Consider the following 13120-nt stretch of genomic DNA (forward strand, 5'->3'; position numbering starts at 1 on the left):
CCGAGGTGCACCTCGCCCGCCATGCTCGCCGGCGCTTCCGCTGCAAACCGCACGAGGAACGACTTTTGGCTGGCCCACACACGCAACGCGATACGCCACGCCGCGCCACGCTGCCAGAGGACGAGCATCGCCGTGTCCCGACATGCCTCGCCCAGGGATCGCTGACGGCCTGCCTGGCGGACCCTGCGCCATGATGATCAACGACTCCCTGCATCGTCTGCTGCTCGACAACCTGACCACGGCCACGCTGCTGCTCAATGCCGACCTGCGCCTGGAGTACATGAACCCCGCCGCCGAAATGCTTCTGGCGGTCAGCGGCCAACGCAGCCACGGCCAGTTCATCAGCGAGCTGTTCACGGAAACCCGCGAAGCCCTGGGCGCGCTGCGCCAGGCGGTGGCCGAAGCGCACCCGTTCAACAAGCGCGAGGCCGTGCTGACCACCCAGACCGGGCAGAGCCTGACCGTCGATTACGCCGTGACGCCGGTGCTCAGCCGTGGCGAAACCATGCTGCTGCTCGAGGTACACCCCCGTGATCGCCTCCTGCGCATCACCAAGGAAGAGGCTCAGCTCTCCAAACAGGAGACCACCAAACTACTGGTGCGCGGCCTGGCCCACGAGATCAAGAACCCACTCGGCGGGATTCGCGGCGCCGCCCAGTTGCTGGCCCGCGAGCTGCCCGAGGAAAGCCTCAAGGATTACACCAACGTCATCATCGAGGAATCGGATCGCCTGCGTAACCTGGTCGATCGCATGCTCGGCTCCAACAAGCTGCCGTCCCTGGCGATCACCAATGTGCATGAAGTGCTGGAGCGCGTCGCCAGCCTGGTCGAGGCCGAGAGTCAGGGCAGCATCGTACTGGTGCGCGACTACGACCCGAGCATCCCGGACCTGGTCATCGACCGCGAGCAGATGATCCAGGCCGTGCTCAACATCGTGCGCAACGCCATGCAGGCGATCGGCGCCAAGCCCGAACCACGCCCCGGGCGCATCACCCTGCGCACGCGCACCCTGCGGCAGTTCACCATCGGCTACGTGCGCCATCGCCTGGTGACCAAGATCGAGATCATCGACAACGGTCCGGGTATCGCTGCGGAACTGCAGGAAACCATCTTCTATCCCATGGTCAGCGGGCGTGCCGACGGTACCGGCCTGGGCCTGGCGATCACCCAGAACATCATCAGTCAGCATCAAGGCCTGATCGAATGCGTGAGCCATCCTGGCCACACCGTGTTCTCGATCTTTCTGCCGCTGGAACAAGGAGCAACTCCGACATGAGCCGCAGTGAAACCGTATGGATCGTTGACGACGACCGCTCCATCCGCTGGGTCCTGGAAAAGGCCTTGCAACAGGAAGGCATGAGCACCCAGAGCTTCGACAGCGCCGACGGCGTGCTCGGCCGCCTGACCCGGCAGCAGCCGGACGTGATCATCTCCGACATCCGCATGCCCGGCTCCAGCGGCCTGGAGTTGCTGGCCAGGATCCGCGAGATGCATCCGCGCCTGCCGGTGATCATCATGACTGCCCATTCTGACCTGGACAGTGCCGTGGCGTCTTACCAGGGCGGTGCCTTCGAGTACCTGCCCAAGCCGTTCGATGTCGACGAGGCGGTGTCGCTGGTCAAGCGTGCCAACCAGCACGCCCAGGAGCAGCAGGGCCTGCACGTTCCGGCGGTGCAATCGCGCACGCCGGAAATCATCGGCGAAGCGCCGGCGATGCAGGAAGTGTTTCGCGCCATCGGTCGGCTCTCGCACTCCAACATCACGGTGCTGATCAACGGCGAGTCGGGCACCGGCAAGGAGCTGGTTGCCCATGCCCTGCACCGCCATAGCCCGCGGGCAGCGTCGCCGTTCATCGCCCTGAACATGGCAGCGATCCCCAAGGACCTGATGGAGTCCGAACTGTTCGGCCATGAGAAAGGTGCCTTCACCGGCGCTGCCAACCAGCGCCGCGGACGTTTCGAGCAAGCCGATGGCGGCACCCTGTTTCTCGACGAGATCGGCGATATGCCGGCCGACACCCAGACCCGCCTGCTGCGTGTGCTGGCCGATGGCGAGTTCTACCGGGTCGGCGGGCACACACCGGTGAAAGTGGACGTGCGTATCATCGCCGCCACCCACCAGAACCTGGAAAGCCTGGTGACGGCCGGCAAGTTTCGCGAAGACCTGTTCCACCGCCTCAACGTCATCCGCATTCATATCCCGCGTCTGTCGGATCGCCGGGAGGACATCCCGACCCTGGCCCGGCACTTCCTCAGCCGTGCCGCCACCGAGCTGGCGGTCGAGCCCAAGCTGTTGAAGAGCGAAACCGAGGATTACCTGCAGCAGTTGGCCTGGCCGGGCAACGTGCGCCAGTTGGAGAACACCTGCCGCTGGATCACCGTGATGGCTTCGGGCCGTGAGGTGCACGTCGGCGACCTGCCGCCCGAACTGCTCGTCCAGCCCCAGGACAATGCACCGGTCAGCAACTGGGAACAGGCGCTGCGCCAGTGGGCCGATCAGGCCCTGGGCCGCGGCCAGTCGAACCTGCTCGACAGCGCCGTGCCGGCGTTCGAGCGGATCATGATCGAGACCGCCCTCAAGCACACCGCCGGGCGCCGCCGCGATGCGGCCATCCTGCTGGGCTGGGGTCGCAATACCCTGACCCGCAAGATCAAGGAACTGGGCATGAACGTCGACGGTTCCGAAGAAGACGACAGCGACGACAACTGAGCCATCGCCTGCACCACGACGAGGGGATCAACGGCCCCTGGAGCGCACAAGCCCCGTCCGACCGGATGGGGCCCTCACGGCACTCAGGAGCCGCTTTGCTCGGCCAGGGCGACGGCCTTGAACATGGCGCGGCGCTTGTTGAGGGTTTCTTCCCACTCCAGCGCCGGCACCGAGTCGGCGACGATGCCGGCGCCGGCCTGGACGTGCAGCTCACCGTCCTTGATCACCGCCGTGCGAATGGCGATGGCGGTGTCCATGTTGCCGTTCCAGGCGTAGTAACCGACCGCCCCACCGTAGACACCGCGCTTGACCGGCTCGAGCTCGTCGATGATTTCCATGGCACGGATCTTCGGCGCGCCGGACAGAGTGCCGGCAGGCAGAATGGCGCGCAGGGCATCCATGGCGGTGAGGCCCTTTTTCAGCTCGCCAGTGACATTGGAGACGATGTGCATGACGTTGGAATAACGCTCGATGACCATCTTCTCGGTAAGCTTCACCGAGCCGATTTCCGAGACGCGTCCGGTGTCGTTGCGGCCCAGGTCGATCAGCATCAGGTGCTCGGCGACTTCCTTGGCGTCGGCCAGCAGGTCTTCTTCCAGCGCCAGGTCGGCCTCCTCGGTGGCCCCGCGCGGGCGGGTACCGGCGATGGGGCGCACGGTGACCAGGTTGTCTTCGACGCGCACCAGCACTTCGGGCGACGAGCCGACGACGTGGAAGTCACCGAAGTTGAAGAAGTACATGTAGGGCGTCGGGTTGATGCAGCGCAGTGCCCGGTAGAGGTCGATGGGCGCGGCCTGGAAAGGGATCGACATGCGCTGGGAGATCACCACCTGCATGCAGTCGCCGGCCAGGATGTAATCCTTGATGGCGTTGACCGAGCGTTCGTAGTCGTCGCGGCTGAAGCTGGAGCGGAACGACGGCTCTTCACCCGCCGCCTTGTTCAGGTCCACGCCGAGACGCGGCGTGAAGGGCTGACGCAGTTTGTGCAGGATGGCCTGCAGCTGCTCCTGGCCACGCTCGAAGGCGTCGGGCTCGGCCGGGTCGACCAGCACGATGGCGTGCATCTTGCCGGCCAGGTTGTCGAACACCACCACGGCGTCGGAGACCATCAGCAGGATGTCCGGGGTGCCCAGGGTGTCAGGATTGACGCTTCCGGCCAGCTTCGGCTCCACGTAACGTACGCTGTCGTAGGCGAAGTAGCCGACCAGGCCGCCGTTGAAACGCGGCAGGCCGGCAATGGTCGGTACGCGGTAGCGAGCCTTGAAGGTCTCGACGAACTCCAGCGGGTCGGCGCATTCGTGGTGCTCGACGTCGACGCCGTCGGTGCTCACCACGAGGCTGTGGTCGTGCACACGCAGTACGGTGCGCGCCGGCAGGCCGATGATCGAATAGCGGCCCCATTTCTCACCGCCCTGCACCGATTCGAGCAGGTAGGAATTGGGCGCATCGGCCAGTTTCAGGTAGATCGACAGCGGCGTATCGAAGTCGGCGATGGTTTCGCAGGCGAGCGGAATGCGGTTGTAGCCTTCGGCGGCCAAACGCAGGAATTCTTCATGGATCATGATCAGCCTCGTGGCTTGGGAAATCGGTCGGGGCAAACAGGCCGCGCACGGCGGCAGGACGAAATCAGGCGCGCCAGCGCCAGCGGGCCAGGGCCTTGATGACCTTCATCCAGAGTTTGCAGGTGACCACCACGGGCGTATCTCGAAGAGGGGGAAACGACGAGCGGCCAAGGTAGCGCAGCCGCTCGGTTCAGGCAACCCAATGTCGTTGGCGCCGTCGGTCGTAGGGTGGACATGGGCGCGTAGCCGACGCTTCAGCCGTCCACCGGCAAGATCGCCTCGGTGGATCGATAAAGCGCGATCCACCCTACAACAGCTCGGCGAGGTTATCGACCAGCAGGCTCGGCTCTTCCTCGGCCACCGGGCGACCGTGGTTGTAGCCGTAGCTGACCGCCACGCAGGGCACGTTGGCAGCGCGGGCAGCGAGCACGTCGTTGCGCGAGTCGCCAACGAACAGCGACTGCGCCGCGCTCACCCCGGCCAGGCGCATGACCTGCACCAGCGCGGCCGGATCGGGCTTCTGCTGCGGCAGGGTATCGCCGCCGACGATCCAGCGGAAATAACCGCCGAGGCCGACCTGTTCCAGCAGTGGCGCGACGAAACGCTCCGGCTTGTTGGTCACCACGGCCAGCTCGACGGCAGCGGTGCTCAGCGCTTCGAGCAGTTCGTGTACGCCTGGGTACAGGGTGATCAGGTCGTGGCAGTCCGCGTATATATCGAGAAAGCGCGCCAGCGCCGCCTCGGTTTCGGCCTCGCCTACCGACGAGTGCTCCAGGCCACCGGCCAGGGCACGGCGCACCAGCACGCGCACGCCGTTACCGACCCACTTGCGCACCTGTTCGACGCCAGCCTGCTGACGACCCAACTCAGTCAGCATACGGTCGACGGCGGTGGCCAGATCCGGTACCGAATCGACCAGGGTGCCGTCCAGGTCGAACATCACCAGGCGCGGCAACTCGCCGCCGCACAACCGGCGCAGGGCGATCATCCACGCACCTGCGCCAGTTCGGCACGCATGGCATCGATCACGGCCTTGTAGTCCGGCTGGTTGAAAATCGCCGAGCCGGCGACGAAGGTGTCGGCGCCGGCCTCGGCGATCTCGCGGATGTTCCTGGCGCTGACGCCACCATCGATCTCCAGGCGGATATCACGGCCGCTGGCGTCGATCAGGGCGCGGGCCTCGCGCAGCTTGTCGAGGGTGCCGGGGATGAACGCCTGGCCTCCAAAACCGGGGTTGACGCTCATCAGCAGGATCATGTCGACCTTGTCCATCACGTACTTGAGCACCTCCAGAGAGGTCGCCGGGTTGAACACCAGGCCAGCCTTGGCGCCGCCGCTCTTGATCAGTTGCAGGCTGCGATCGACGTGCTGGGACGCCTCGGGATGGAAGGTGACGTAGCTGGCACCGGCGTCGAGGAAGTCGCCAATGATGCGGTCCACCGGACTAACCATCAGGTGCACGTCAATCGGCGCGGTGATCCCATACTTGCGCAGCGCCGAGCAGACCATCGGGCCGATGGTCAGGTTGGGCACGTAGTGGTTGTCCATGACATCGAAGTGCACGATGTCCGCGCCAGCGGCGAGCACGTTGTCCACTTCCTCGCCCAGGCGGGCGAAGTCGGCGGAAAGGATCGACGGGGCAATGGCGAAGGGTTGCATGGCGCACCTCTGAGTGCTTGGTCACGGTGGCGCGCATTGTAACGACTGACAGGCCTTTGATCGACAGGCGCACGGCTTGGAGTCTGCACCGCTCGTAGCTTGGGTTGAGCGCAGCCCCCGGGTGGCGCTACGCTCGGACCGGGCTACATGCCAGAGCAGATGCCCACGCACAAACGCGCTCACTGAAGATGGCGGCGGTAGTCGTAGGGTGGACGACGCTTCACCCGTCCACCGTGCAACGACCACCATGGTGGATGAAAAGAGCGTCATCCACCCTACATGCTGGCGGAGGCGAGATGGGAGCTATTCGATGGGAGCGCGCCCTGCAACGGTGGCCGAACGCCCACCCCACACGAGCCTGCGCCCATAGCCGGTGGCGAGCGACGCGATACCCAGGAGCTTCCCCGGATTGTCACCCTGCCAGATCCAGGCTTCCTGCACGCTGATCGGCTTTTCTACCACGCCTCATGCCTCGCAAGAGCCGCTCAAATACCCAGGCAGAGATACTTGATCTCCAGATACTCGTCGAGGCCGTACCTGGAGCCCTCGCGGCCCAGGCCAGAGGCTTTCATGCCGCCGAACGGCGCCACCTCGTTGGAGATCAGCCCGGTATTGATACCGACCATACCGTACTCCAGCGCCTCGGCCACCCGGAAGGTACGGCCCAGATCGCGGGTGTAGAAGTAGCAGGCCAGACCGAACTCGGTGTCGTTGGCCTGGCGTACCACGTCGGCTTCGTCGCTGAAGCGAAACAGCGGCGCCAGCGGGCCGAAGGTTTCCTCGCGGGCGACACGCATCTCGGTGGTTACGTCTGCCAGCACGGTCGGCTCGAAAAAGTTGCCACCCAGCGCCTTGCCGCCCTGCAAGACCCTGGCACCTTTCTCCAGCGCATCGGCCAGGTGCGCCTGCACCTTGGCCACGGCGTTGCCGTCGATCAGCGGGCCGGTGGTCACACCCGCCTCGCTACCCTGACCGACCTTGAGTTGGCCAACCGCTGCCGCGAGCTTCTCGGCAAAGGCGTCGTACACCGCGTCGTGGACATAGATGCGATTGGCGCAGACGCAGGTCTGCCCGGCATTGCGGTACTTGGCGACCATGGCGCCCTCCACCGCGGCATCCAGGTCGGCATCGGCGAAGACGATGAAGGGCGCGTTGCCACCCAGCTCCAGGGACAGTTTCTTGAGCGTCGCCGCGCACTGCTCCATGAGCTTGATGCCGACACCGGTGGAGCCGGTGAACGACAGCTTGCGCACGATGGGATTGGCGCACAGCTCAAAGCCCACTTCACGGGAGCGCTCGGCGTCGGCCGGCAATACGCTGAACAGCCCGGCTGGAATACCGGCACGCTCGGCCAGTACGGCCAGAGCCAGCGCGCTGAAAGGCGTTTGCGGCGCAGGTTTGAGTACCATGGCGCAGCCAGCCGCCAGGGCCGGGCCAGCCTTGCGGGTGATCATCGCCGCGGGGAAATTCCAGGGCGTGATCGCAGCGGTCACGCCGACCGGCTCCTTGGTCACCAGCAGGCGCTTGTCGGCCTGATGACCGGGGATGGTATCGCCATAGACGCGCTTGGCTTCCTCGGCGAACCACTCGATGAACGAGGCGGCATACAGCACTTCGCCGCGTGCCTCGCTCAGTGGCTTGCCCTGCTCGGCCGTCATGATCTGCGCCAGGTCTTCCTGGTTGGCGAGCATCAGCTCGTACCAGTTGCGCAGGCGCGCAGCACGCTCCTTGGCGGTCAGCGCGCGCCAGGCCGGCTGGGCATCACGGGCAGCATCGATGGCCGCTCGGGTCTGGGCAGCGCTCAGGTTCGGCACACGGCCGAGGGACTGACCATTGGCCGGATTGAAGATTTCCGTGCTGGCGCCATCGCTGGCGTCGCGCCACTGGCCATTGATATAGGCCTGATGACGCAGCAGATCGGGATCGTTGAGTTTCATGATCACTCCAGTGGCCGGGAGCCGTCGGCTCCCGGATCGATAGTTAGTCTTTGCCGACCGGTTCGGCAGGCGGCAGGTCCTTGCTGAACGTCTGGTCGTTCTCGCCGCGGAAGAAGCGGGTGCCATAGATCAGCAGGCACAGGCCGAGACCGATGGCGAACGCCCAGCCGGCGCCCTTGATCGCCAGCACCGCGCCGATCACCCCGGCAATGCCCAGATCGCGCTGGCTGCGCGCTTCCATGATGCCCAGGCGTACGCTCACGTAGCCCTGAATGAGCAGGGTCAGCGCCAGGGCCACACCAAGAATCGGCTGCACCAGGGTCACCACTGGCAACAGCAGCAAGCCGGTGTTGGTGCCCCAGCGGAACGAACCGACGCCACCATAGATGGACTTCATCGCCTTGGCGCCGCCCTTGAAACGCTCGGTGATCACCACCTGCATGGCGGCCCACTGCGGGCCGCACATGGCCACATCGGGACCGAGGATGCTCATCAGCGCGTTACGCCCGCCGAACAGCAGGTGCGAGCGGTTGGGATCGAAGTCGATCTTCTCGTCGCGGCGCACCTTGCCGCCCTCGTCGAGAATCGCCTGGTTGCTCAGTACGTCGCCGAACACCACCAGATAGGCGGCCAGCACGGTGGGGATGGCGGTGACGAACATCATCAGCGGTGGTAGCCCCAAGCCGAACACGGTGTATTCGTTCCACAGGGTGATGAAGTCGGGCTTGCTGATGCCCCACTCGATGCTCGGCCAGGGTGCTTCGCCGAAGATCGGCGCAACGATCACCGCCAGCAGGATGATCGGGAAGATGCCCAGCTTGGCGAAGTTCCACCAGAAGCGGTTGCGCTTCTTCAGCTCCTGGAAGTGCATGGAGAACACCAGGTAGAAGGCCACGCCGATGGCGATGGAGATCGTCCACGGAAAGGCGTCGAAGCGGCCGCCCTCCTTGAACACGGTGACCACCGCACTGAGCCCGGCGCCCATGATGATTCCGGCCTTGAGCGCCGAGGGCACCAGCGACACCACCCTGCGCGCCATGCCGGTCATGCCCAGACTGATGGAGAATATCCCCAGCATCAACTGGAAGGCGATCAGCGCATGCACCCGCTCCGGGCCCTCCGGGAACTGGCTGCAATAGGCCATGAGCATGGGGATGGCCGGGGTGATCCAGCCCGGCACCACCGGGTCACCGAGCAGGTGGTGGATCAGGTACAGCAGGCCGTTGAGCATGACCACCGCCAGCGCCACCTCGAAGGGCATGCCGAGGAATTCGGTCATCAGCGGGATCGCCGCCAGATCCACCGCGCACATCAGCAGGCCCTGCAGGTAGTCGGAGATTTCGAAGCGGTAATGGATGAAAGGCAGACGCAGCTTGAATGGCCCAAGGGGCGTGTAGGGCGCTTCCGGGCCTTGTTGGTGCAGTTCGGACATTTGGATTACCAATGTTATTAGTATGGACGTAAACCAGTACGCCCCGGCAGAACCGGGGCGCGTCATCAGCTGTTGCAGGTGCTCAATAGGCGGCGCGGTAGATCTGCTCGATATCGCCGGCCGTCAGGCGACGCGGGTTGTTGCGCATCAGGCGGTCGATCTTGCTGGCCTCCTCGGCCATGGCCGGGATGGCATCCTCCGGCACGCCGAAGCTGCGCATGCCCTTGGGGATATCGACACTGGCGCACAGCTCGGCCATGGCCTCGACGGCCAGGTCGGCAGCGGCCTTGTCGCTCAGACCAAAGGTCTGCACGCCCATGGCGGTGGCTATCTCGGCCATGCGCTCGACGCAGGCCAGCTTGTTCCAGGCCATCACGTAGGGCAGCAGCAGTGCGTTGCTGACCCCGTGGGCGATATTGAAACGCCCGCCCAACGGGTAGGCCAGGGCGTGCACGGCGCCGACACCGGCGTTGCCGAATGCCATGCCGGCCATCAGGCTGGCGGTGGCCATGTCTTCACGGGCGACGAGGTCGGCCGGGTTGGCGTAGGCCTTGGGCAGCGCCTTGCTGATCAGCTTGATGGCGCCAATGGCCAGCGCATCGGTGATCGGCGAGGCATTCACCGACAGGTACGACTCCACGGCATGCACCAGGGCATCGACGCCACTGGCTGCCGTCACGCTGCGCGGGCAGGTGAGGGTCATCAGCGGGCTGACGAGGGCGACGTCGGGCAACAGGTAATCGCTGACGATGCCTTTTTTCAGTTGCGCCTGCTTGTCGGAAAGAATGGACACGTTGGTCACTTCCGAACCGGTACCGGCCGTGGTCGGAATGGCGATCAGCGGAGGGCCTTTACGCTTGACCTGATCGACACCGAACAGCTCCTCCAACGCGCCGTCATGGCCGACGTAACCGGCCACCGCCTTGGCGATATCGATGGCGCTGCCGCCACCGACGCCGATCAGAGCATCATGACCGCCCGCTCGGTACACCTTGGCGCAGGCCTCGACGATGGCGATCTCCGGCTCCGGCTCGACGCCATCGAAGATGCCATAGGCGCGCTCGCCCAGTTGCTTGAGAACGTGCTCGACGGTGCCCGACTTGATCAGCATGGCATCGGTGACGATCAGCGGGTTCTCTATGTTCAGACGGGGCAGTTCGTTCGCCAGCTGCTCGACGGCGCCTTGGCCGGTCAGCAGCTTATTGGCGATCTTGAATGCGGCAATACTCATCATCAGGCCCTTTTATGTGGTGTTCAGCTGTGCGGGTTCGGGCCTGTCATAGCGATTCCTGTGCCAGCCTGACGAAACCCTTGCCGTAGACGGGTTGCGTCGATTTGCCACAGGCTATCGGGATGCTGCAGCGATCAGCAAATGGATCAGAAAGACCTCGCCCGATCCATTTTCCGATCAGCCTTGCTCCCAGCGTTTCATCTTCTGCACCAGGGTGGCCTGGCTCAAGCCGAGCACGCGGGCGGCTTCGCGGGTGGTCTTGTGCCGCACCAGGGCGTTGCGGATCAGCCGGCGCTCGAGCTGTTCGACCTGCTTGCGCAACGGCAGCAGGCTGTCGTCACTGGCGTCCCGTTCACTGCTGCGCATCTCTTCGGGCAGGTCGAAGAGTTCGACGGCAGCACCGCTGCAGGTGACCACCAGGCGCTCGACCAGATTGATCAGTTCGCGGATGTTGCCCGACCAGGAATAGTCGGTCAGCGCGTCCAGGGCCTCCAGCCCCCACTCGAGCTCGCGCCCGTAGCGCTGATTGAATTCGGCCAGGTAGAAGTCGAGCAGCGGCTGGATTTCCTCGCGCCGCTCACGCAGTGCCGGAATGTGGATGGGTACCACGTTGAGCCGGTAATAGAGATCGGCGCGAAAACGCCCTTCGCCGACCATGGCGCGCAGGTCATGGTGGGTGGCGGTGACGATACGTACGTCCACCTCCTTCAGTTCCAGGCCGCCGACCGGAATGAAACGACTTTCCTCGATGACCTTGAGCAACTTCACCTGCAAGGCCAGCGGCAGGTCGCCGATCTCGTCGAGAAATACCGTGCCGTGGTGCGCCAGCTCCAGCAGGCCGCGCTTGCCCTTGCTGCCGGCGCCGGTAAAAGCCCCGGGCACGTAGCCGAACAGCTCCGCCTCGATCAGGTTTTCCGGCAAGGCACCGCAGTTCAGCGCCAGGAACGGCTGCGCGGCCCGTGGGCTGCTCTTGTGGATGTACTGGGCGATCAGCGTCTTGCCCACACCGGTCTCGCCCTGCAGCAGCACCTTCACATCACTGGCGGCGACCTGGCGGGCCTGAGCGAATACCCGCCCGGATGCCGGGTGATCGGCCACCGGTGAAGCGTCGAGCAGATCGTCGCGCTGGCCGGCATGCAGGCGCGCGGTGCTGTTGCGCAGTTGCTTGAGCTGCTGCAACTCGTCGCGCTCGTGCTTCATGCGCAGCAATTCGGTCATGTCGCGCACGGTGCTGACCACGTAGCGAACCTGGCCTTCGGCGGTGAAGATCGGCGTGCCACTGACCAGCAGGCGCTTGCCCTGGCTGACGCTCTGCATCAGCGACAGCGCCCTGCCCTCCTTGAGCACCCGCAGCGACACCGACTGGGAAATCACCCCCTGCTCGACCAGCGCCTGCATGTGCTGGCCGACCACATCCTCGCTGCGCAGCCCGGTGAGCCGCTCGTAGGCACCGTTGACCTTGAGGGTGATGCCATCGGCATCGGTGATGTACACGCCATCGTGCAGCGCATCGAGCAGCTCGCGAAAACTGGGATCGTCGAAATCCATGGGGCTTTCCGGGGGAACGCGGGAGAGCGCAGCAGTCTACCCGCATGCACTCACCAGGCATAAAAAATGGCCGGGAGCCATTTTTAACGTCGCTCGCGACGGCCCGCAGGGTGGCCGCCAAGGATGGCGGGCCATAAAAAAACCGCCGCAACCGAGGGTGTGCGGCGGTTACGAAGCGTAGAAACTTATTCGGCCTGAGTGCGCAGCTTCTCGCTACGCCCGCGCAGCCATTCCAGGGTCAGCAGCAGCAGGATGGAGAAGCCGATCAGCAGGGTCGCGGCAGCGGCGATGGTCGGGCTGAGGTTCTCGCGGATACCGCTGAACATCTGTCGTGGCAGGGTCACCTGCTCGGGGCCGGCGAGGAACAGGGTGACCACCACCTCATCGAAGGAGGTGGCGAAGGCGAACAGCGCGCCACTGATCACGCCTGGCGCGATCAACGGCAGGGTTACCCGGCGGAACGCGGTGATCGGTGAGGCGCCAAGGCTGGCCGCAGCCCGTACCAGGTTGTAGTTGAACCCCTGCAGGGTGGCCGACACGGTGATGATCACGAACGGCACGCCCAATACCGCGTGCACCACGATCAGCGACAGGTAGCCGTTGGCAAGGCCGAGCGGCGCGAAGAACAGGTAGCTGGCGACCCCGACGATCACCACCGGCACTACCATCGGCGAAATCAGCAGGCTCATCACCAGCGCCTTGCCACGGAACTCCGAGCGGGTCAGGCCGATGGCCGCCAGGGTACCCAGGACCATGGCCAGGATAGTCGCCGCCGGGGCGATGACCAGGCTGTTCTTCAATGCCCGCATCCAGCCGGCCGAGCCGAAGAAGTCCTCGTACCAGCGCATCGAGAAGCCCTGCATCGGGTAGATCAGGAAGGTGCCGGAGTTGAACGACAGCGGCACGATCACCAGGATCGGCAGCACCAGGAACAGCAACACCAGGCCGCAGAGCAGGCGCAGGCCGTAGTACCAGGCGCGCTCCACGGGAGACATGTAAGGGCTCAGCATTTCTCAATCTCCATTCCATAAGCAGGTCGTTG

10 protein-coding genes are annotated in these 13120 nt (G+C 64.8%); 2 read left to right on the forward strand and 8 right to left on the reverse strand.

Annotated features, from left to right (window positions below; genetic code table 11):
* The first annotated feature begins 190 nt into the window (after window positions 1-190).
* Window positions 191-1276, forward strand: a complete 1086-nt coding sequence (gene glnL, locus BLR94_RS12870) for a nitrogen regulation protein NR(II) (protein ID WP_084305265.1) — start codon at window positions 191-193, stop codon at window positions 1274-1276.
* Window positions 1273-2709, forward strand: coding sequence for a nitrogen regulation protein NR(I) (ntrC, locus tag BLR94_RS12875; RefSeq protein WP_084305267.1), 1437 nt, complete (start codon window positions 1273-1275; stop codon window positions 2707-2709). The genes glnL and ntrC overlap by 4 nt, the downstream gene beginning before the upstream one ends.
* A gap of 83 nt (window positions 2710-2792) precedes the next feature.
* On the opposite strand, the gene trpE is transcribed toward ntrC, so the two are convergent.
* From trpE to BLR94_RS12915, 8 genes are all read right to left on the reverse strand, one after another.
* Window positions 2793-4271 (reverse strand): anthranilate synthase component I, encoded by a 1479-nt coding sequence (gene trpE, locus BLR94_RS12880; RefSeq protein ID WP_084305269.1) that lies wholly within the window; start codon window positions 4269-4271, stop codon window positions 2793-2795.
* A gap of 307 nt (window positions 4272-4578) precedes the next feature.
* Window positions 4579-5259, reverse strand: coding sequence for a phosphoglycolate phosphatase (locus tag BLR94_RS12885; protein ID WP_084305271.1), 681 nt, complete (start codon window positions 5257-5259; stop codon window positions 4579-4581).
* Complete coding sequence (gene rpe / locus BLR94_RS12890) at window positions 5256-5930, reverse strand: ribulose-phosphate 3-epimerase (protein WP_084305273.1); 675 nt, start codon at window positions 5928-5930, stop codon at window positions 5256-5258. Before rpe ends, BLR94_RS12885 begins: the two co-directional genes overlap by 4 nt.
* Before the next feature lie 485 nt (window positions 5931-6415).
* Window positions 6416-7867 (reverse strand): NADP-dependent succinate-semialdehyde dehydrogenase, encoded by a 1452-nt coding sequence (gabD, locus tag BLR94_RS12895; RefSeq protein WP_084305275.1) that lies wholly within the window; start codon window positions 7865-7867, stop codon window positions 6416-6418.
* Between the two features lie 43 nt (window positions 7868-7910).
* Window positions 7911-9299 carry a hypothetical protein gene (locus BLR94_RS12900; RefSeq protein ID WP_084305277.1) on the reverse strand — a complete coding sequence of 463 codons (1389 nt, stop codon included), beginning with the start codon at window positions 9297-9299 and terminating at the stop codon, window positions 7911-7913.
* Window positions 9300-9381: 82 nt separating this feature from the next.
* Window positions 9382-10530 (reverse strand): iron-containing alcohol dehydrogenase, encoded by a 1149-nt coding sequence (locus BLR94_RS12905; RefSeq protein WP_084305380.1) that lies wholly within the window; start codon window positions 10528-10530, stop codon window positions 9382-9384.
* A gap of 177 nt (window positions 10531-10707) precedes the next feature.
* The gene (locus tag BLR94_RS12910) at window positions 10708-12078 is read right to left on the reverse strand and encodes a sigma-54 interaction domain-containing protein (RefSeq protein WP_084305279.1); all 1371 of its coding nucleotides are present in this window, start codon (window positions 12076-12078) and stop codon (window positions 10708-10710) included.
* Between the two features lie 185 nt (window positions 12079-12263).
* Complete coding sequence (locus BLR94_RS12915; protein ID WP_084305281.1) at window positions 12264-13088, reverse strand: ABC transporter permease; 825 nt, start codon at window positions 13086-13088, stop codon at window positions 12264-12266.
* Window positions 13089-13120 lie beyond the last annotated feature (32 nt).

The sequence above is a fragment of the Phytopseudomonas flavescens genome, from assembly GCF_900100535.1.
Classification (GTDB): domain Bacteria; phylum Pseudomonadota; class Gammaproteobacteria; order Pseudomonadales; family Pseudomonadaceae; genus Aquipseudomonas; species Aquipseudomonas flavescens.